A 19,053-nucleotide genomic window follows, 5' to 3' on the forward strand; every position below is an offset into this window, starting at 1 on the left:
AACCCTAGCCAAACCCACCCCCGCAAAACTGACCCTTTCTCCACCTCGTTTTGGGGGCCCGGGTTTTTCGCCTCGGGAAGGGCCAAAGGAAAAGAAACCCGGGCCTCAAAGGTGAGTGAGTCCGCGGCGGCCCTCGACGGGGCCGGGCGGTCAGATCACGACGTCGGGGTGAGCGAGCCGTCCGAGCTGAAGACCAGGCCGAGGGTGACCTCGCCCTGCTGCAGGGCCGACTTGGTCAGCGGGCCGCCGGCGTCGAGCGAGCGGAACTCCGCGAACTCCAGGCCGTAGGTCTCCTCGAGACCCGGCTGGCAGAACGGGCGCTCCGTGCACTCCGGCGGGCCGCCGAGCACCAGGCCGCCGCAGGCCTCGGCGAGGTCGCTGAGCGTGGCGAGGCCGTTCTCGTCCGCGAAGGCCTTGGTCACGGCGAAGGCGTTCTGGTCCTGCGCGGGGGAGGGCTCGCCGAACACGAGGCCCACCTGCTCGCCCAGACCGGTCAGACCCTCGACGGTCGCGTCGAGGTCGCTGCTCGCGACCGGCTCGGCGTCGGCCCCGTTGACGTCCTTGTTGATGAACTCGGTCAGGGTGCCCACGTACTCGGGGATCACCTGGACCTGCTTGCCGTCCTCCAGCGCGGGGAGGTAGGCCTCACGGTTGCCGATGGTGGTCACCTCGGCGTCGTACCCGGCGGCGTTGAGCACCGTCGCGTAGATGGTGCCGAGCGTGGCGCTCTCGGCGAAGTCGGCGGCGCCGACGACGATCTTGCCGCTGCCGCTCTGCTCGGGGTTGTCCAGGCCGGCGTCGGCCACGAACTCCTCGGCGACCTCCTTGGAGGTGCGGCGGTCGACGTCCACGGCCTTGTTCAGGCCGATGAGGGTGTCGGTGTCGAGGGCGGCGGACACGGAGTCGAGCAGCGGGATGAGCGTGTCGTCGCCCTCCACGGCCGCCGCGTTGACCGCCGGGATGATGTTGTCGACGGTCTGGAGCTGCTTGTCGTCCTGGAGCACGACCAGCTCGTCGCCCGGGACGGCCTCGCACGCGGCGAGGCTGCTGCCGCCGGTCGAGGTGCTGCCGCCACCTCCGCCGGAGGAACCCGGTGCGCCACAGGCGGTCAGGAACGCGAGGGAGACGACGGCGGCCGCGGCGCCGAGCGCGCGCGGCAAGGACAGATGCGTACGGGGGAACTTCATCGAATGTCTCCGAACGTGGGTGGCGTACAACTGTTCTACGGCTTCGATCCGTCCCATTCGACCTCGGTCGGCGGTCGATGGCAAGGGATAAACCCCCTCGTGAGAATGTCGTTACATTTGGTCGGGCACCCCGGGCAGTTATTCCCGGGGCGAGGCCGCGTCAGGCGGCACGGACCCGGAGCGGGGCCGGGGTGGCGAGGCGTTGCCCGACGGCGAGCACGGCGTCGATCAGCAGGCAGAGCCCGGCGACGACCACGCCGCCGGCGAGCACCTCGCCGTACCGCTGCGTGCCCATGCCGAACGCGATGATCTGGCCCAGGCCGCCGCCGCCGGCCAGCGCCGCCAGCGGGATCGTGGCCACGACCTGCACGATCGTGACGCGCAGGCCCGCGGCGACCAGCGTGGTCGCGAGCGGCAGCTCGACCTGCAGCAGGATGCGCCCGTCGCTCATGCCCATGCCGCGGGCGGCGTCCTTGGCGTCGGGGTCGGCGCCGCGCACCCCCTCGTAGGTGTTGACCAGCAGCACCGGCACCGCGAAGAAGGCGGCGGCGATGACGGTGGCGGTGTTCCCGAACAGGCCGCCGGCGGCGAGCAGCAGGATGATGCCGAGGGTCGGCAGCGCCCGCGAGGCGTTGGTCAGCCACACGACCGTGCCCGCGCCCCGGCCGCTGTGGCCCAGCCAGGCGCCGGCGGGGATGGCGACGGCGGCGGCGATGGCCACGGCGATCGCCGTCATCGCCAGGTGCTCGCCCGCGAGCTCGAGGATGCCGCCGGGCTCGGTCCAGGTCAGGGGGTCGTTGAGCCAGACGATGGCCTGCTGGACGACTCCGGTCGGGGCGCTCATGCGGTCCTCCCGCGCAGCCAGGGGGTCAGGGCTCTGCCGACGGCCCAGAGCACGAGGTCGAGCACGAGGGCCAGCAGGATGGTCGCGAGCGTGGCCGTCATGATCTCGGCCCGGTAGAAGTTGTTGCGGAAGCCCTGGAACATGAGCTGGCCGAGCCCGCCGTACCCCACCACGACACCCACGGTCACCAGCGCGACGGTGGACACCGTGGCCAGCCGCAGCCCGGCGATGATGCTCGGCATGGCGCTCGGCATGGCCACCTGGACCAGCAGGCGGCCCGGCCCGTAGCCCAGGCCGCGGGCGGCGTCGGTGACGGCGGGGTCCACGGTGGACAGCCCGGCCACGGTGTTGCGCAGGATGATGAGCAGCGCGTAGACCACCAGGCCCACCAGCACGGGCGTGCGGCCGATGCCGAGCAGCGGGGCGAGGATCGCGAACAGCGCCAGCGACGGCACGGTGTACAGCACGGCCGCGGTGCCGAGCACCGGACCGGCCAGCCACCGGGACCGGGAGATCAGCGCGCCAAGCGGGATGGCGATGGCCGCCGAGATCGCGACGGCCTCGATCGTCAGGCCGGCGTGCTCGACGGTGCGCTGCCAGATCACAGCCGCGTTGTCGACCACGTACGACCAGGAGAACCACGGGTTGCCGGGCATGTTCAGAACCTATCGTGCTCTTCACCCGGTAGGTTCGAGCACATGGCCTCACGCACCGTGATCGAGCTGGACACCGTCCGCAAGACCTTCGGCAGCGGCACCGTCGCCGTCGAAGGACTGAGCCTCTCCGTGCACGAGCACGAGGTGCTCGCGCTGGTGGGGCCCTCGGGCTGCGGCAAGTCCACCACCCTCCGCATGGTCAACCGGCTGGTGGAGCCGACATCGGGTCGCATCCTGCTCGACGGCGAGGACGTGACGACCAGCGACCCCGTGGCCCTGCGCCGCCGCATCGGCTACGTGATCCAGAACGTGGGGCTCTTCCCGCACCGCACCGTCGAGGCGAACATCGCCACCGTGCCCGGCCTGCTCGGCTGGGACCGCCGGCGCACCCGGGCGCGCGTGGCCGAGCTCCTGGACCTCGTGGGCCTGCCTGCCGCCACCTACGCGAAGCGGTACCCGCACGAGCTGTCCGGCGGTGAGCGCCAGCGCATCGGCGTGGCCCGGGCGCTCGCGACCGACCCGCCGGTGCTGCTGATGGACGAGCCGTTCGGCGCCGTCGACCCGGAGTTCCGGCGCCACCTGCAGACCGAGTTCCAGCGGATCCAGCAGGAGACCGGCACCACGGTGATCCTCGTGACGCACGACATCGACGAGGCGGCGCGCCTGGGCGACCGGATCGCCGTCCTGTCCCGCGGCGGCAAGCTGGAGCAGGTGGCGAGCCCGCTCGCGGTGCTGGCCCACCCGGCGTCGGAGCGGGTGCGCGACTTCATCGGCGACGGCGCGGCCTCGCGCATGCTGTCGCTCGCCGAGGTGCAGACGGCAGACCTGGAGGGCGTGGACCGGATCGTCGAGCCCGCCCCCGCGCCCGTGCGGCTGGGCGCGCGCCTGACCGACGCGTTCGAGGCGGTGGCCGCGCTGCCGGCGTCGGCCATGGGGCGCGTGCCCGTGGTGGGGGAGTCGGGCGAGCTCGTCGGCTCGCTGACCGCGGACGGGATCCTCGGCGCGCTGCGCCGGGCGGCGGACGCGGCGGCGGGGACGGCGTCGGACGCGGCCTCGGGCGAGGCGGACGGCGAGGTGACCGGTACGGCGGCGGACACCGAGGACGCCGCTGTGACCGACGCCGCGTCCTGACCTGCGCCCAGACCGGGACCCCGGGAACCTGCCCCGATAGTCTCGGGGCGTGACCAACGCACGCGTAGCCCTTGCGACCTGTTCCCAGCTGCCCGACCTCGACAAGGACGACGTGCCGCTGATCGCCGCGCTCGCCGAGCGTGGCGTGACGGCCGAACCCGCCGTGTGGGACAGCCCGGCGGTCGACTGGCAGGCCTACGACCTCGTGCTGGTCCGCTCCACCTGGGACTACTCGCCCCGCCACGACGAGTTCCTCGCGTGGGCGCGCTCGCTGCCCAAGGTGGCCAACGGCGCCGACGTCATCGAGTGGAACACCGACAAGCGGTACCTGCGCGAGCTCGAGGCCGCGGGTGTCCCGGTGATCCCCACGATCTGGCTCGACCCGCAGCGGCACCTGTCCAAGCGTGCCGTGCACACCCGCATGCCCGCGTTCGGCGACTTCGTGGTCAAGCCCGTCGTCAGCGCCGGCGCCCAGAACACAGGCCGCTACCAGCCGGTGTCCGCGCAGTCGCGCGGCAAGGCGATCGCGCACGCCACCCGGCTGCTCGACGACGGCCGCTGGGTCATGATCCAGCCCTACGTCACCTCCGTGGACACCACGGGCGAGACCTGCCTCGTCTTCATCGACGGCGAGCTCACCCACGCCGTCCGGAAGAACGCGCTGCTCACCGGGCCGGCCGAGGACTCGGGCGAGCTGTACGCGCGGGAGGAGATGGCGTCGTTCGAGGCCACGCCCGACCAGATCGAGGTGGCCCGGCGGGCGCTCGACGTGGCGCGCGCGGCCACGGGCGCGGACCTCACCTACGCCCGCGTGGACCTCGTCTCGGGCGACGACGGCGTGCCCATGGTCATCGAGCTGGAGCTCACCGAGCCGTCGCTCTGGATGAAGTACGGCACGGGCGTCGAGGGCAAGCTCGCCGACGCCGTGGTGAAGCTGCTGGGCTGACCGCGGCGCCGACGACGTCGGGCAGCCGGCGTCGTCCGGCAACGCGAAAGGGCCCCTCGCCGAAGCGGGGGGCCCTTTGCATGGGGTGAGCGACGGGACTTGAACCCGCGGCCCTCGCGACCACAACGCGATGCTCTACCAGCTGAGCTACGCCCACCATGCTCGCCGATCCTGGACCGGCGACCGTCGAAAAGCATACATGGTCAGCGGCCACGAACCGAACTCAAATCTACGGAGCGAGCTGCTTCGTGACGGACGTCTCGGCGACGCTCGCGGCGGCGGCGCGAGCGGTCGCCGTGTCTGGGCCGGGCTGCGCGGGGAACAGGACCTCGCGGTAGTAGCGCAGCTCGTCGATCGACTCCAGGATGTCGGCCAGCGCGCGGTGCCCGCCGTCCTTCTTGGGGGAGGCGAAGTAGACGCGCGGGTACCAGCGGCGCGAGAGCTCCTTGATCGACGACACGTCGATGATCCGGTAGTGCAGGTACTCGACCAGCTCGGGCATGTGCAGGTCGAGGAACGACTTGTCCGTGCCGACGGAGTTGCCGGCCAGCGGAGCCTTGCCCGGCTCGGGCACCCACTCGCGGATGTAGGCCAGGATCTGCGCCTGGGCCTCCTCGAGGGTCAGCCCCTCGTCGAGCTCCTCGAGCAGGCCGGACGTGGTGTGCATGGTGCGGACGAAGTCGTTCATCTGCGCCAGCGCCTCGGCCGGAGGTTTGACGAGGACATCGACACCGGTGCCCAGGACGTTGAGATCGGAGTCGGTGACGATCGCGGCGACCTCGATCAGCGCGTCGGCGCGCAGGTCGAGGCCGGTCATCTCGCAGTCGATCCAGACGATGCGCTCGTTGGGGTTGGGAAGGCTCACCGACCTAGCCTATTCCGTCCGGCGGCGGGGGTGTTCCGCTGGGTGCGGTACGGGGGCCCGGGGCCGGGTCGTGCCGGGCTGTGCTGCTCGACGTCGGCACGTTCCTGCGAGGTCGGCACTCTGCGTCGAGGTCGGCACAGGCCTGTGCCGACCTCGATGCAAGGTGCCGACGTCGTGAGTGTGTGGGCCGGCCAGGTGCACGAAGGCCCTTCCGCGAGGCGACGAGGTCGCTCGGGGAAGGGCCCAGGGTGTCCGACGGCGGTCGGAGTGCTGTTGCTCGGCGGATCGGCCGGCCGGCGGCGCCGGTCGGACCGGGTCAGCCGGTCGGACAGGTTCGGCCGGTCAGTCCGGTTCAGCCGGTCAGATCAGGCGGAGCCGCTTGGCGCGCTTGGCCGTGCGGCGCTCGGGGCGCTCCCGCAGAGCGCGCTCCTGGGCACCGGCGACCTCTGCGCGGCGGGCGATCTCGGCGACCTGTGCGCGGCCGATGTAGTAGGCGGTCTGGGCATGCATGTCCGTGGTCCTTCCAGGGGTGGGGAGAGGTGGCGGTCGCAGCGGGCGTGCTCCGGCCGGGTCGCGGTCGGTGCTCCTCAGTGTTTCCGTCGTGTTACATCATCCCAGATTCCGGAAATGCCGCGCAAGGCGGACAGGGGTGACGTGCAGCACCCTGTCGCAGGTCAGCGGGCGTGCCGAGCCGTCTCGCGGCCGCTACGCGGGGCCATGCCCGCACAAACAGCGAAGCAGAGCGTGTGCCGGGCACACGCTCTGCTTCGGGATGTCGGAGGCGTCGGTCGCCGGAGGAGCTCCGGCGGACGCCGTACGGGTCATGCGGACCGCACGCGCAGGGCGGGTGCCGGTGCGCGGTGGTCGTTCCGGTGTGCGGCGCGGGCCTCGGCCCGGCGTCGCTTCTGCTCCTCGCGGAGCCTGCGTGAACGCCGGTGTTCCTCGGCGTCCTGGAGGCGCTCCCGGTGAAGGGTCTGCGCCAGCTCGTACTCGGTGTGCACGTGAGTGCCTTTCGTGACGCTGGATTGCCGGTCTCCCGACAGAGGGTCTGGCCGGACCCTGTCCACCGCCCGGTATGGGACCGGACGGACGTCACCGCGGTGTGCCTTGAGCCTCCCAGGAGACGGCGGTGCGGCGCACGGCTTTATTCGGGCGAAGTCGCTAAAGATTCCTTGCGCAAGTTCTCTTTAGCGTCCTACGCTCGGCGCATGCCCGAGCAGAAACAGCCAGAGACCCAGGGGTTCACGCGGCCGACGCCGCCGGAGGACACCGTCATCTCGCAGACCGATGCCATCAAGGCGATGACGCACCCGCTGCGCATCCGGCTGCTCGGCCTGTTCCGTCCCGGGGTGGAGCTCACCGCCACCCAGTGCGCCGAGCGCACGGGCGAGTCGGTGGCGAGCTGCTCCTTCCACCTGCGTCAGCTCGAGAAGTACGGGCACGTCGAACGGGCCGAGGCGCACGGCAAGGAGCGCCCGTGGCGAGCCGTGAGCAGGGGGTTCAGCGTGCGACCCAACCTTGCCGACCCGGAGGCGTGGCCCGCCGCGCAGGCGTTCGGCAGCATGTTCGTGGCCGAGCAGTTCGCCGCCCTGCAGCGCTGGCTCGCCGACGCGGACCGGGACGACCCGTCCTGGGTGTACGCCAGCACCCAGACCGCCCAGGAGTTCTGGGCGACGCGCGACGAGCTCGACGACCTGTCCCGGCAGCTGGAGGAGATCACCGCGCCGTTCCGCGGCCGCGCGGTGGACCCGGGCAAGCGCCCGGAGGGCGCGCGCCGCGCCCACCTGTTCGGCGCGGTCTGGGCCGAGATCCCGGAGCCGGAGGGCGAGGACGCATGACCACCGTCAAGCCGACCGCCCCGGACGACGGCGCCGTGCCGGGTGGCGGCGCCGTGCCGGACGACGGCACCGTGCCGGACGCCAGCACCGTGCCGGACGCCAGCACCGTGCCGGACGACCGCGCCGCCCCGGGCGACCCGTCCGCCGTCGGGCAGCCGTTGCCCGCCGACCCCGCCCGGTACCTGCGGACGCCGCTCTTCCGGACCCTCGTGGTGGGCTGGACGCTCGCGAACGTGGCGGACTCGCTGCTCACGCTGCTCATGGCGGTCTGGGTCGCGGACCTGACCGGCAGCGCCGCGCTCGGCGGTCTGACGTTCGCCCTGCTGGGCCTGCCCGCGCTCGCCTCGCCGTTCCTGGGGTACCTGGCGGACCGGGTGTCCCGGCGGCGCATGCTCGTGGTCGCCTACGTGGTGGGCGCGCTCGGGCTGGTGCCGCTGTTCTGGGTGACCCGGGCGGACCAGGTCTGGATCGTCTTCGCGGCCACGCTGGTGTACTCGGCGGTCGCGTACGTCACGGGCGCCTGCCAGTCGGGCATCCTCAAGGACCTCCTGCCCAACGAGGCCCTCGGCCACGCCAACGGGCGCCTGTCGATGATCGACCAGGTGTTCCGTGTGGCCCTGCCGCTGGTCGGCGCCGCGGTCTACGCCCTGGTGGGCGTGGTGCCGCTGGTCGCGGTGGCCGTCGCGGGGTTCGTGGGCGCGGCGGTCGTGCTCGGCCTCGTGCGGGTCACCGAGTCGCGGTTCGAGGGCGAGCCGGGCGAGTCGTACCTCGCGGCGACGACGGCCGGGTTCCGCCACCTGTTCGGCACCCAGCCGCTCGGCGGGATGACCTGGAACGCCCTGATCGTGTTCGCGTCGGTCGGCCTCGTGAACGCCGTCTCCTTCGCCGTGCTCGACGGCCTGGGGCTGCCCGCGGCCTGGCTCGGCCCGGTCACGGTGCTGCAGGGGGTGACGGGGTTCGTCGCCGGGGCGGTCACGCCGCGCCTCATGCTGCGGTACGGCCGGCCGCGGGTCTACGCCATCGGGATCCTCGCCGGGGGCGTGGCCCTCGTGCCGCTCATGTTCAGCTGGGTGGTCCCCGCGATCGTGGCTCAGGCGCTGCTCGGCTTCGGGGTGACGTCCGCGATCATCGCGTGGGTCACGGAGCGCCAGGTCCGGACCCCGGAACGGCTCCAGGGCCGGGTCGCCGCCGCCGGGCACCTGGTCGGCAACCTGCCGGGCACCGTGGTGACCGCACTCGGCGCGGGGCTGCTCGCGTTCGTGGACTACCGGCTGCTGGTCCTCGCGAACGTGATCGTGGTGGTCGGCGCGGGGCTGGCCGCCCTGCGCCTGCGCCGCACGCCCGACCCCGACGTGTCAGACCGTCAGGTCACCCAAGTGACCTGAGGGTCTGACACCCCGGTCAGGCCTCGCCCGGGAGAGCCTTGCGGATCACCAGGCGGGTCCACGCGCCGAGGAAGACCCGGTCGTTCTCCTCGATCTCGCGGCGCACCCCCTGGTTCAGGGGGCTGTCCGGCAGCGGGTCGCCCGCCGCCGCCACGAAGGTCCCGTTCGACGAGCCGAGATCCTCGACCCACCAGCGCTGGCCGTCGGTCGTGAGCTGGCAGTGCCGCCGGGACACCCCGGGATCGCTGCCGCAGTCGATGTCCGGGTGGATGCCGCGCGACCTCGACGGCCGCCCGACCAGCAGGCTGCGCTGCCGCAGCGTGACGAGGCCGGGCAGGCCCGCGGACGGCATCGGGTCCTCCGGCCGCTCGTGCGCGTACCAGTCGGGGTCCACCCAGATCTCGGCCACCCAGGCCTCGTCGCCCGGGACGGGCGGCGCGGCCAGGCCGCCGCCGTCCGGCGACGGCGCGGGGGCGGGCACTCCGGCGGACGCCGGCGCCCCGGCCGGCCCGGGCACTCCGGCCGACACCGGCGCCGAGGCCACGGATGCCGACCCGGCCGGCTCGCCCGACGGCGTCCCGACCGGCACCGGCGCCGAGCCCGCCGACGCCGCGCCGGCCCCCGCCACGGAACCGATCGCGGGCTGCGTGGCGTCCAGGTCGCCGAGGTCCAGGCCGGACGTCGGCGGGGGCGGCGGAGCCGGCGTGCCGGTGGTGAAGTCGTACCCGCAGTTCTCGCAGAACAGGGAGTCGGCCGGGGACACGTCGCCGCAGTTCGGGCAGGTCACGGGGCCCGCGGAGCCCTCGGCGGGCGCTGCGGGCGCACCACCGGACGCGCCCGTGCCGGTCGCGACGCTCCCGGGTGCGGCGGACCCGCCGGACGACGCGGCGCCGGCGCCCGCGGGGATCGGGGTGCCGCAGACGTCGCAGTAGTCCGTGGCCTGGCTGGTGTGTCCCTCCGGACAGACGACGGTCATGCGCGCCGGACCCGGGTCGTCTTGGTGGAGGCGGTGTCGAGTGCCATCTCGTCCAGCTTGGCGGTGTTGCGCTTGAGCCGCACGGTGCCCTCCTCCTCGTTCTCGACCTCGACGATCTTGCGCAGGCGCGACGTGGCCTCGTCGTTGCCGGTCTCGGCGGCGAGCTGCACAGCCCGGCCGAGCTTCACGGTCGCCGTCGCCTCGTCGCCGGCGGCCTTGGCCGCCAGGCCCTCCTGGATGGCCGAGGCGAGCTCGGCCTGGCCCGTGTAGTGCGCCACCTCGGGGCTGATCCGGGCGGTGAGCGTGGAGTCGTCCGACCACTTGGCCTTGACCAGGCCCGACGCCTGCACCTCGCCGCCCACCGCGACCTGGACCCGCGCCGCTAGCTGCTCCGAGCCCACGGGCTTGGCCGCCACGCGCACGGCCACGTGGTAGTCGCGGGTCTCGTCGGCCCACGCGCCGGTCGGGAACCCGCTGGTCAGCGGGTTCACCTCGGTACGACGGCTCGTCAGGTCGTCCACCTCGGGGGCCACCTGCTTGACGAACAGGACCTGCGACCCCTGCGGCGCCCACACCCGCAGGTCCACCGAGGCCACGCCGCGCGCCATGGACTTGCGCACCAGGGCCGCGAAGTCCTCGGCGATGTCCTCCGGCCGCGCGATGAGGTCGACGGTGCCGAGCAGCGCCGTCGAGATCTTGCGCAGCTCCCCGACCACCCAGCGGTCGCCCACGCCGCGGGCGTCGCACTGGAAGTGGCCCGTGACGTCCTCGATCATCCTGTCCAGGTGCATCGACGGCTCGGACTCGTTCTTGCCGTCGGTCAGCAGGATCAGGTGCTTCTGCGCCGCCGGGACCGTGGCGAACAGGTCGTCCGCGAGCCGCAGCCACGTCGAGATGGCCGTGCCGCCGCTGGCCGACATCGTGGAGATGGCGCGCTTGGCCTCGGCGCGGGCGCCGGGCTCCATGGCCACCATCGGCACGCGGGCGTTGGGGTAGGGGAAGATCCGGGTGGCCACGTGCGACCCGCCGATGATCGCGAACAGCGTGCCGTCCGGGATCTGGTCCACGGCGACGGCGGCGGCGTGCTTGGCGGCCTCCATGTTGCGGCCCTGCATGGACCCGGACGTGTCGACGGCGACGATCTCGGCGACCTGCCCCGTGCCGCCGGCGTCCGCGGTGGCGCTCGCGCCCGGGGCGACGCCGACGGCCCCGGCCGTACCGGCGCCGGTGCAGGTCACGGACACGATGGCGTGCACGTCGGTGCCGCCGTCGGACAGGAACTCGTTCTGGAAGACCTCGGCGGAGAACTCGGCCACGGTGGCTCCTCTCGGTTACGGCAGGCTAACGCTGCTCGGTGACAGTCGGGTCGATCCGGGCGAGCGCGGCGGTGATGTTGTCCCGCCCGCCCTGGGCGTTGGCCCAGCGGACCAGCGCCGCCGCCGCGGCGTGGGGCTCGCCGCAGCCGGCGAACCTGCGCACGAGCTCGCCCATCTGGTGCGCGTCGGAGCAGTAGTTCCACAGGCCGTCCGAGCAGACCAGCAGCCAGCCGGGCCCGGACGGGACGGTCGCGGCGCACCGCGCGTCGGTGTCGGGGGCGTCGGGGCCGAGCCAGCGCGTGATGGCGTGCGCCTGGGGCGACGTCTCCGCCTGGGCGCGCGGCACGCCCGCCGCGATCATCTCCTGCGCCCACGAGTCGTCGACGCTGAGCTGCTCGGCCGGCCCGGCGTCCGGCAGCCAGTACACGCGCGAGTCGCCCAGCCACCCGGCGACGATCAGGTCGTGGTCCACGACGGCGGCCACGAAGGTGCACGACGGCGGGTCGTCCGCCACGTTCGTCCCCTTCGTCGCGGCGAGCTGCTCCGCCGCGCCCCGCACCGCCTGGCCGGCGGCGCGCGACGCCGCGACCATGGCGTCGGTCCAGCCGGCGATGCGCCGGCTGGTGGCGCCCGCGACCGAGCTGGACCCCTCGGGCCCGTAGGCCACGAGCACGTCCCGGGCGGCGCGGCTCGCGGCGAGCGAGGCGACGTCGGAGTCCGGGGCGCTGGAGACGCCGTCGCACACCACGAGCGCGGCGAAGGTGCTGCTCGCCGCCAGCGCCATCGCGTCCTCGTTGCGGGCGTGCCGGATGCCCCGGTCGCAGACGCCGGCCACCCAGGCGGCCGGGCGCTCCTCGAAGTGGTCGCGCTCGGACTGGCCGGGGGCGCCGCAGTCGGCGCAGTAGCCGTCGTCGGCGATCTGGCCGCCGCAGGCGGCGCACTTGCGCCGCCCGGCCTCGCCCGTCGCCGGGTCGAGGTCCAGCACGGTGGGGGCCACGTCGAGGGTCACCTCGGACGGCAGGGACGGGTCGTCGGCGACGGCGCCCAGCGAGGTGCCGCAGTTCTCGCAGAACCTGGCGCGGGGCGCCGCGCTCTCCCCGCAGCTCGGGCAACGGACGAGGACACTGTCGTCGGCGCTCATGTGTCGGTCGATCTCCTTGCGTTCGTCAGGGCTCCTGCCCCCATCATCGCCACGTCCACTGCCGTACGGAGTTTGCCCGGTCCACGAGCGCGACGCGCTCCGAGCGCTCGTCGGTGAGGTGGGCGAGGTTGCGCAGGGCGAGCTCCAGGCGGTCGCGCAGCTCGTGCTCCTCGGCGCTGACGCCGGCGACGCGCACGGTCGGGACGGGCCCGTCGCGCAGCACGATGTCGAGCGCCTCGTCGAGGGCCTCGACGGTGACCTGGGCCTTGGGCCGGTCGGGGATGTGGGCGGCGTCGAGGCCGGCGACGGCGTCGGCCAGGTCGAGCAGCGTGCGGTGCGCGGAGACGAGGAGCCGGGCCCGCTGGAGGCGGGCGTCGGAGAAGGACCCGCGCGTGGGGCCCACCAGCTCGAGGGCCCCCAGGGCGCCGTCGAGGTCGCCGCCGCCGTTCCGCACACGGGCGAGGCCGAACGCGGCGGCGCCGGTGTAGTTGGCGTCGGCCCGGGCGATCGTGCCGTAGAGCTGCTCGGCGACCCCGGGCTCGCCCGAGAGCTCGCACGAGGTGGCGAGCGCGAGCTTGGGCGCCGGCTCGCCGGGCACCTGCCCGTAGACGGCGTTGAACGACGCGCGGGCCGCGGCGGCGTTGCCGGACGCAAGGTGCCCGAGGCCCTCCATCCAGGCGGCGCGCCACTCCCACGCGTCGTCCTCCAGGATCTGCGCCACGGTGGTGCGCAGCAGCGCGTCGTCGTGCGCCTCGATCGCGGCGCGGGCGACGGCGAGGCGCACCTCCACGGTGTGCTCGTCGGGGTCGGCCAGCGCCTTGATGCGCTCGACGGGGTCGGCGACGTTGACGCCGGCCAGCCAGGACGCCATCGGGTCGGCGGAGTCGACCTTCAGGAGCGGCAGCTCGTTCCAGTCGAGGGCGCCGTCGGCGCCGTCGAGCGGCGGCACGCCGAACAGCAGGGACTCGGCCGACGTCGTCGCGGTGTACCCGGGCCCCTTGTCGGTGGCGACCACCTCGCGCAGCACGCCCAGGAGCTGGACCCGGGCCTCGTCCACGGTGCCGAACCGGTCGGCGGGGTCGGGAGCGCACGCCTTGGCGAGCCAGCGGTAGAACGAGTCGTACTTCTGGAAGACGGGGGTGTCGGCCACGGGCGGGAACGACGCCTGGTAGACGGTGGTGTTGCCGCGGAAGTCCAGCACGAGGGACGCCAGGGTGCGGCCGAGCGTGAAGATGTCGGACGCCACGGACGGCCCGACCTCCGGCACCTCGGGCGCCTGGTAGCCGACGGTGCCGTAGATGGCCGACGTCAGGTCGTCGGTGCGGCGCACGCCGCCCATGTCGATCAGCTTGACGCCGTCGCCCTGGGCGATGATGTTGTCCGGCTTGAAGTCGCAGTACAGCAGGTCGTGGTCGTGCAGGTAGCTGAACGCGGGCAGCACCTCGAGGATGTAGGCGATGGCCTGGTCCACGGGCAGCGGGCGGGGCTGCCCGCCGTCCTGCTCGCGGCGGTCCTTGAGCACGTCCTTGAGCGACCGGCCGCCCACGAACTCCATGACGGTGTAGCCGAGGCCCTCGTGGAGCACGAAGTTGAAGATCTCGACGATCAGCGGGTGCTCGACCTCGGCCAGGAACTGGCGCTCGGCGACCGCGGCCTCGTACGCCTCGGTGTCGCCCGCGTTGAGCAGGCCCTTGAGCACCACCCAGCGGCCGCTGACGTTGCGGTCCCGGGCCAGGTAGATCCAGCCGAGCCCGCCGTGCGCGAGGCAGCCCACCACCTCGTACTGCCGGGCCACGAGGTCGCCGGCCTTCAGGGCGGGGGCGAAGTCGTACCGCGCGCCGCAGTGGCCGCAGAACCCGGCGATGCGGCCGGGCACGCCGTCCCGGGCGCGGCCGACCGGCTGCCCGCACGTGGGGCAGTACCGCTTGGACTCGGCGAGCTCGGGCGTCGCCATGACGGCCTGCAGCGGGTCGGCCACGGGCGTGTGCGGCACGGTGGTCAGGCCGGCCCCGAGCCGGTGCCCGCGCAGTCGCGTGGACCCGGTGCCGACCCGGCGGGTCTGCCGGGTGCCGCCCGTCACGCGGGCCGAGCCCAGGGCGGTGGAGGCGAGGCGGGACGAGCTGGTGCGCCCGGTCGACGGCTCGGCCATGCCGCCGGGCGCGGCCATGCCGCTCGGCGCGGACCCCGAGGCGCGGACGGTCGCCGCGTCGAGGTCGTCGTCGGCCCAGGACGCCGCGACGGCGGCGAGCGCGTCGCCGTCCGGGTTGCCGCCGGCCGGTGTACCGCACACGTTGCAGTAGCCGTCCTCGATGGTGCCGGTGCAGCCCGGCTCGGCGCAGGCCTGTTCAGTCATCGGTGTCCCTCCGGGAGATCGCGCACGAGCGTCTCGAGCTGCTCGGTGAAGTGCCGGGCCAGGGCCAGGTCGCAGGGGGTCGCGTCGAGCGTCTCGCGCACCTCGTCCTCGCCCGCCTTCACGGTGTAGGACGACGCCCGCCCGTTGCCCTGGGCCTTCGTCATCAGGTTCTTCACGCGGTAGCGCAGCTCGGCGCGCTCCCGCAGCGGTGCGGTGTAGGCGTCCTCGACCTGTTCCATGGCGCGTTCGACGGCGCCGAGCCGCTGGACGTAGGTGGTGAGCCGGTCCTGCTCGTCCGGGACCTCGCCGAGGCGGTGCACGTCCGGGATCGCGAGCCGCGGCGGGTCGGTGATCTCCCGGCGGCAGCGCTCGGCGACCTTCGCGAGCCGGGGCGCCCGGTCGGCCAGCGCGGCGCGCAGCTCGACGGCGCGCTGCCGGTCCTTGGCGAGCGACCGGCTCCGGGCGGCGTGCACGATCAGGTCCCGCTCGGTGCGCGCGACCTCGTCCTCCAGCGCGCCGAGGGGGCCCGTGACGTCGGCGCCGCGGGCGGCGTCGGCCTTGAGCCGGGCGTGCCGGTCGCGCAGGCGGGCGACGGCGTCGTCGTCCTGGGTCGCGGCCGTGGCCCGCGCGGCGTCCTCCGCCCGGACGATCCCGGCCGCCAGCGCCCGGAACCGGGCGGTGACGTCGGCCGCGTGCGGGTCGAACGAGAGCCGGGAGGCGAGCTGGTCGGCCTGGGCGTCGCACAGGCGCGCGGCGTCGACCAGGGAGAGGAGCGACGTGGCGGGGTCGCCGCCGAGGCGGCCCCAGACGAGCTGCGACATCCGTTCGCGCGCGACGGCGTCCGCCCGGCCCGAGTCCCACACCTCGACCAGCTCGTCCGTGCGCGTGCGTACGGCCTGCCACAGGGTCAGGGCGAGCACCACGTCGGCCGTGACGGCGTCCGCGCCGGACTGCCGGGCCGCGGCGTCGAGGCGGTCCAGGTCGGCGCGGCGCACGTCGAGCCACACCTGCAGGTCGGAGAGGTAGGCCAGGAGCGCGGCCGGCTCGGCCGCGACCCCCAGGGCGCCCGGCGGCGCGGGCGCGCGCTGCGTCCGGCTCACGGCGTCCGTCCGTACACGGGCTCGGGAGCGGCCGGGGCCGCGCCGAGCGCGTCGCCCAGCCAGCGGTCGTAGGACTCCTCCCACTGCCCGTCCGCGACCATGTCCTCCAGCACGCCGTTGACGAACCGCACCATGTCCGCGTCGCCCGCGGGGATGCCCACGCCGTACGGCTCGTCGCTCACGGCGTCGCCCACGACCTTGGCGTACGGGTCCTGGGCGGCGAAGCCCGCCAGGACGGTGTCGTCGCCGGTGATGGCGTCCACCGCGCCCTGCTGGAACAGGACCAGGCACGTGGTGTGTGTGGCGGCGGGCACCGCCTCGACGCCCTCCCACTGCTGCAGGCGCTCCAGGGTCGTGGTGCCCTCGGGCGCGCACACGCGCTGCCCGTCCAGGTCGTCGATGCTCTTCACCTTCGACGTCGACGGCACCAGCAGCTTCTGCCCCGCGTGGTAGTACTCCGCCGAGAACGCGATGTTCTCCCACCGGTCGCAGTTGATCGTGAACGCGCGCGTCACGATGTCGACGTCGCCGTCCTCCAGGACGGTCTCCCGGTCGCCCGACGTGATGACCCGGTACTGGATCTTGTCCGGGTCGCCCAGGATCGCGTCGGCGACCTGGTGGGCCACGTCGATGTCGAAGCCCTCGATGTCGCCCGTGAACGGGTTGCGCGAGCCCATGAGCAGGGTGTCCGCCGAGACGCCCACCCGGAGCACGCCGCGATCGCGGATCTCGGCCATCGTGGAGCCGGACGTCACCTCCGGGCTGCCGCCCGGGTCGATCGACGCGACGGGCGGCAGGCCGTCGCTGCAGTCCTCGGCGGCCGTGGCCGTGCCCGACGTCGTCCCGCCCGCCGCTGCCTTCGGCGCCGTGTCCTGGGCGGAGCCCTGCACGGACTCCTGCGCGGAGGAGCCCGCCCCGGCCGCGCCCGTCAGGAGCTGGGTCGTGGGCTGGGGCGCGCACGCCGCCGTCGTGCCCACCAGGGCCAGCGCCACCAGGGCGGTGACGATCGGTCTGCGGGCTGCGCGCGTGCTCATCGGTACTCCTTCAGGCGGACGTTCATCCCGGCGGCCGCGGCGACGGCGCCGGCGACACCGAGCACGAGGGCGACCCAGGCCGCGATCTGGGCGGTGGTCGCCGCGGAGCCGAGCCGGTCCACCGCGGCGGTGCTCGTGGTCTCGACGTCGGCGTGGGCCTGGTCGGAGAACGCGGTGAAGGCGGCGCCCGCCGAGTCGTCGGCCGTGGACGTCGCGGCGTCGACCGCCTCGTCCCACTTGCCGCCGTCGTCCAGCGCGCGGATCTCGGCGTGCTTCTCGTCCCAGGCGTTCAGCAGGGCCAGCGGGTCGGAGCCGCTGTCCGAGGCGTCCTGCGCCTCCGTCAGCAGGTCCCGGGCCTGGGCGACCGACGTCTGGTAGGACTCCTCGAACTCGGCGCCGGAACCGCGCTTGATCAGCGTGAACGACTCCATCGACTTGGCGTCCGTCGCGAGCGACAGGGCCTGCGACGTGGCGACCGTGGCCGCGTACGGGCCGCTCGCCACCGACCGGGCCACGCCGTTGCCGCCCAGCACCGCGGCCGTCGCCACGATGCCGCCCACCAGGAGGGCGGCGCTCGCGGCCGCCAGGCCCAGGTTCAGCCGGCGATGGGTGCGGCGCGCCAGCCAGAGCTGGACGGCGGCCAGCGCCACCAGGCCCAGCAGCACGAACAGCAGCAGCGCCTGGCTCAGGGAGACGGACGTCAGGTCGTCGTCCACGCGCGACGACGTCGAGACCGCGACGTCGTCGAGCGTGGGCAGCACCTCGTCGCGCAGCGCGGAGGACGCCTGGTCCAGGTAGGCCGCGCCGACCGGGAAGCCCTGCCGGTTGTTCGCCCGGGCCGACTCGACCAGGCCCGCGTACCGCTGCACCGAGTCCGACACCGTGGCCAGGTCCGCGGTCTCGTCCGCCCCCTGCGCCGTCGCGGCCAGCGCCGGCACGGCCTCCGCGGCCTGCGACACGCTCGCCTCATAGGCCGCGCGGGCCTCCGTGGGCTCCAGCCCGCCGACGAGGAACGCGTTGGTCGCCGTCGCGTCCGCCGACACCAGGTCGTTGCGCAGCTCCTGCGTGCCGACGAGCTGCGCGGCGTCGCGCTGCGCGTCCCGCAGCGCCGCCGACTGGCTGCTGCCCGCCAGGAACCCGGTGGCCGCGAGCAGCAGGCACGCCACCACGGCCACGGCGGTGGCCAGGGCCAGCCGGCCCGGGGTGGTCGCGAGCTCCGCGGTGAGGCGGTCCCGGACGGAGGTCCGCGCCGGGCCCTCGCCCGGGTCGCCCGGCGCCTGGCCCGGCTCGGTCCGGGGCGGGCCCGCGGTGGTCAGGGGTGCCGTCACAGGGTGGCCTCGCTGTCTGTCCCGATGTCCACGACGTCCTCCAGGTCTTCCGGGACCAGCGTGCGCAGCTGGTCCACCGTCGGTCGTTCAACGTCCCGCAGACGCCAGGCGTGCCGGGCGATCGCGGAGTCGAGCACGTTGCGTGCCCAGCGGCCGTTGCCGAAGCCCTCGCCGCGCACCTGGTCCCCCACGAGGCGGTCGAAGCGGTCGAGGGTGCCGGGCTCCGGCTCGAAGTCGGCGGCCTGCGCCATGGCCGCGAAGATCTGCCGCAGCTCGGCCGCGGAGTAGTCCTCGAACGTGATGGTCCGCGAGAACCGGCTCTCCAGGCCCGGGTTCGTGGCGACGAACCGGGCCATCGGGCCCGGGTAGCCCGCCACGATCACCACGAGGTCGTCGCGGTGGTCCTCCATGTCCTTGACCAGGGTGTCCACCGCCTCGCGGCCGTACTGGTCCTCGGCCAGCGCGTACGCCTCGTCGATGAACAGCACGCCGCCCAGGGCGCGCTGCACCACCGCTGTCGTCTTCTCCGCGGTCTGGCCCAGGTAGCCCGCCACCAGCTCGGACCGGTCCACCTCCACGAGGTGGCCCTTGTCCAGCAGGCCCAGCGCGCGGTAGATCCCGGCGACGAGCCGGCCCACCGTCGTCTTGCCCGTGCCGGGGTTGCCGGTGAACACGAGGTGCCGGGTGAGCGTCGGGGACGTGAGACCGGCCTCGGCGCGGAGGCGCTCGATGCGCAACAGCTCGGTCTGCCGGTGGATCTCGTCCTTGACGCGGCCCAGGCCGATGAGCTGGTCGAGCTCCGCGAGGAGCTCTTCCAGGGTCTTCTGCGGTTCTGCTGGTTCCGGTGCTGTGGCTGGGGCGGCCGCGGGGTCCGAGATACCGCGCCCGGATGCGTTCACGGGCCCCAGGGGGCCCTCCACTTCGGGAAGGGATACATCCGGGCGCGGTATCTC

18 protein-coding genes and 1 tRNA gene are annotated in these 19,053 nt (G+C 73.8%); 4 read left to right on the forward strand and 15 right to left on the reverse strand.

From position 1 onward, the window contains the following. Positions 1-155: 155 nt before the first annotated feature. The 3 genes from ACFV9Q_RS23880 to ACFV9Q_RS23890 all read right to left on the reverse strand — a co-directional run bounded on the left by ACFV9Q_RS23880 (position 156) and on the right by ACFV9Q_RS23890 (position 2,687). Positions 156-1,187 (reverse strand): glycine betaine ABC transporter substrate-binding protein, encoded by a 1,032-nt coding sequence (locus ACFV9Q_RS23880; protein WP_377236468.1) that lies wholly within the window; start codon positions 1,185-1,187, stop codon positions 156-158. 160 nt (positions 1,188-1,347) lie between these two features. Further along, the gene (locus ACFV9Q_RS23885) at positions 1,348-2,031 is read right to left on the reverse strand and encodes an ABC transporter permease (protein WP_377231715.1); all 684 of its coding nucleotides are present in this window, start codon (positions 2,029-2,031) and stop codon (positions 1,348-1,350) included. Beyond that, on the reverse strand, positions 2,028-2,687 hold the full coding sequence (locus ACFV9Q_RS23890; protein WP_377231714.1) for an ABC transporter permease: 660 nt from the start codon (positions 2,685-2,687) through the stop codon (positions 2,028-2,030). Before ACFV9Q_RS23890 ends, ACFV9Q_RS23885 begins: the two co-directional genes overlap by 4 nt. Positions 2,688-2,729: 42 nt before the next feature. Here ACFV9Q_RS23890 and ACFV9Q_RS23895 point away from each other — a divergent pair, with 42 nt between their 5' ends. Then, a complete protein-coding gene (locus tag ACFV9Q_RS23895; RefSeq protein WP_377236469.1) occupies positions 2,730-3,818 on the forward strand; it encodes an ABC transporter ATP-binding protein in 1,089 nt (362 codons plus the stop codon). 49 nt (positions 3,819-3,867) lie between these two features. Continuing rightward, complete coding sequence (locus ACFV9Q_RS23900) at positions 3,868-4,764, forward strand: RimK family alpha-L-glutamate ligase (RefSeq protein WP_377231712.1); 897 nt, start codon at positions 3,868-3,870, stop codon at positions 4,762-4,764. Between the two features lie 81 nt (positions 4,765-4,845). Here ACFV9Q_RS23900 and ACFV9Q_RS23905 read toward each other — a convergent pair. The 4 genes from ACFV9Q_RS23905 to ACFV9Q_RS23920 all read right to left on the reverse strand — a co-directional run bounded on the left by ACFV9Q_RS23905 (position 4,846) and on the right by ACFV9Q_RS23920 (position 6,630). Next, a tRNA-His gene (locus tag ACFV9Q_RS23905) sits at positions 4,846-4,921 on the reverse strand. 72 nt (positions 4,922-4,993) lie between these two features. Beyond that, a complete protein-coding gene (gene orn, locus ACFV9Q_RS23910) occupies positions 4,994-5,629 on the reverse strand; it encodes an oligoribonuclease (RefSeq protein WP_377236470.1) in 636 nt (211 codons plus the stop codon). A gap of 360 nt (positions 5,630-5,989) precedes the next feature. Further along, positions 5,990-6,139, reverse strand: a complete 150-nt coding sequence (locus tag ACFV9Q_RS23915) for a hypothetical protein (RefSeq protein WP_377231711.1) — start codon at positions 6,137-6,139, stop codon at positions 5,990-5,992. Positions 6,140-6,450: 311 nt separating this feature from the next. After that, positions 6,451-6,630, reverse strand: a complete 180-nt coding sequence (locus tag ACFV9Q_RS23920; protein ID WP_377236471.1) for a hypothetical protein — start codon at positions 6,628-6,630, stop codon at positions 6,451-6,453. Positions 6,631-6,837: 207 nt separating this feature from the next. Between ACFV9Q_RS23920 and ACFV9Q_RS23925 the strand changes: the two genes are divergently transcribed. Both ACFV9Q_RS23925 and ACFV9Q_RS23930 read left to right on the forward strand, forming a co-directional pair. Beyond that, positions 6,838-7,467, forward strand: coding sequence for an ArsR/SmtB family transcription factor (locus ACFV9Q_RS23925; protein WP_377236472.1), 630 nt, complete (start codon positions 6,838-6,840; stop codon positions 7,465-7,467). Continuing rightward, positions 7,464-8,852 carry an MFS transporter gene (locus ACFV9Q_RS23930; RefSeq protein ID WP_377236473.1) on the forward strand — a complete coding sequence of 463 codons (1,389 nt, stop codon included), beginning with the start codon at positions 7,464-7,466 and terminating at the stop codon, positions 8,850-8,852. Before ACFV9Q_RS23925 ends, ACFV9Q_RS23930 begins: the two co-directional genes overlap by 4 nt. A 16-nt stretch (positions 8,853-8,868) precedes the next feature. On the opposite strand, the gene ACFV9Q_RS23935 is transcribed toward ACFV9Q_RS23930, so the two are convergent. The 8 genes from ACFV9Q_RS23935 to ACFV9Q_RS23970 form a co-directional block, all read right to left on the reverse strand. After that, entirely contained in the window at positions 8,869-9,828 is a 960-nt protein-coding gene (locus tag ACFV9Q_RS23935) for an FHA domain-containing protein (RefSeq protein WP_377236474.1), read from the reverse strand. Further along, the gene (locus tag ACFV9Q_RS23940; RefSeq protein WP_377236475.1) at positions 9,825-11,144 is read right to left on the reverse strand and encodes a VWA domain-containing protein; all 1,320 of its coding nucleotides are present in this window, start codon (positions 11,142-11,144) and stop codon (positions 9,825-9,827) included. The genes ACFV9Q_RS23935 and ACFV9Q_RS23940 overlap by 4 nt, the downstream gene beginning before the upstream one ends. A gap of 25 nt (positions 11,145-11,169) precedes the next feature. Continuing rightward, positions 11,170-12,285 (reverse strand): protein phosphatase 2C domain-containing protein, encoded by a 1,116-nt coding sequence (locus ACFV9Q_RS23945; protein WP_377231486.1) that lies wholly within the window; start codon positions 12,283-12,285, stop codon positions 11,170-11,172. A gap of 43 nt (positions 12,286-12,328) precedes the next feature. Continuing rightward, complete coding sequence (locus ACFV9Q_RS23950; RefSeq protein WP_377236476.1) at positions 12,329-14,638, reverse strand: tetratricopeptide repeat protein; 2,310 nt, start codon at positions 14,636-14,638, stop codon at positions 12,329-12,331. After that, on the reverse strand, positions 14,635-15,738 hold the full coding sequence (locus ACFV9Q_RS23955; protein WP_377236477.1) for a hypothetical protein: 1,104 nt from the start codon (positions 15,736-15,738) through the stop codon (positions 14,635-14,637). Before ACFV9Q_RS23955 ends, ACFV9Q_RS23950 begins: the two co-directional genes overlap by 4 nt. Further along, a complete protein-coding gene (locus ACFV9Q_RS23960; RefSeq protein WP_377236478.1) occupies positions 15,735-16,772 on the reverse strand; it encodes a glutamate ABC transporter substrate-binding protein in 1,038 nt (345 codons plus the stop codon). Before ACFV9Q_RS23960 ends, ACFV9Q_RS23955 begins: the two co-directional genes overlap by 4 nt. After that, on the reverse strand, positions 16,769-18,100 hold the full coding sequence (locus ACFV9Q_RS23965; RefSeq protein WP_377236479.1) for a hypothetical protein: 1,332 nt from the start codon (positions 18,098-18,100) through the stop codon (positions 16,769-16,771). Before ACFV9Q_RS23965 ends, ACFV9Q_RS23960 begins: the two co-directional genes overlap by 4 nt. Next, positions 18,097-19,053: AAA family ATPase (locus ACFV9Q_RS23970; protein ID WP_377236480.1), on the reverse strand; the 957-nt coding region annotated here is incomplete at its 5' end. The genes ACFV9Q_RS23970 and ACFV9Q_RS23965, both read right to left, overlap by 4 nt.

It is taken from the genome of Promicromonospora sp. NPDC059942, from assembly GCF_042731755.1.
Classification (GTDB): domain Bacteria; phylum Actinomycetota; class Actinomycetes; order Actinomycetales; family Cellulomonadaceae; genus Promicromonospora.

What these genes read in the sequence shown, in the direction of transcription:
- ACFV9Q_RS23880 (WP_377236468.1), bottom strand. Translation starts at nt 1,187, where the DNA reads ATGAAGTTCCCCCGTACGCATCTGTCCTTGCCGCGCGCGCTCGGCGCC.
- ACFV9Q_RS23885 (WP_377231715.1), bottom strand. Translation starts at nt 2,031, where the DNA reads ATGAGCGCCCCGACCGGAGTCGTCCAGCAGGCCATCGTCTGGCTCAAC.
- ACFV9Q_RS23890 (WP_377231714.1), bottom strand. Translation starts at nt 2,687, where the DNA reads ATGCCCGGCAACCCGTGGTTCTCCTGGTCGTACGTGGTCGACAACGCG.
- ACFV9Q_RS23895 (WP_377236469.1), top strand. Translation starts at nt 2,730, where the DNA reads ATGGCCTCACGCACCGTGATCGAGCTGGACACCGTCCGCAAGACCTTC.
- ACFV9Q_RS23915 (WP_377231711.1), bottom strand. Translation starts at nt 6,139, where the DNA reads ATGCATGCCCAGACCGCCTACTACATCGGCCGCGCACAGGTCGCCGAG.
- ACFV9Q_RS23925 (WP_377236472.1), top strand. Translation starts at nt 6,838, where the DNA reads ATGCCCGAGCAGAAACAGCCAGAGACCCAGGGGTTCACGCGGCCGACG.
- ACFV9Q_RS23930 (WP_377236473.1), top strand. Translation starts at nt 7,464, where the DNA reads ATGACCACCGTCAAGCCGACCGCCCCGGACGACGGCGCCGTGCCGGGT.
- ACFV9Q_RS23935 (WP_377236474.1), bottom strand. Translation starts at nt 9,828, where the DNA reads ATGACCGTCGTCTGTCCGGAGGGACACACCAGCCAGGCCACGGACTAC.
- ACFV9Q_RS23945 (WP_377231486.1), bottom strand. Translation starts at nt 12,285, where the DNA reads ATGAGCGCCGACGACAGTGTCCTCGTCCGTTGCCCGAGCTGCGGGGAG.
- ACFV9Q_RS23950 (WP_377236476.1), bottom strand. Translation starts at nt 14,638, where the DNA reads ATGACTGAACAGGCCTGCGCCGAGCCGGGCTGCACCGGCACCATCGAG.
- ACFV9Q_RS23960 (WP_377236478.1), bottom strand. Translation starts at nt 16,772, where the DNA reads ATGAGCACGCGCGCAGCCCGCAGACCGATCGTCACCGCCCTGGTGGCG.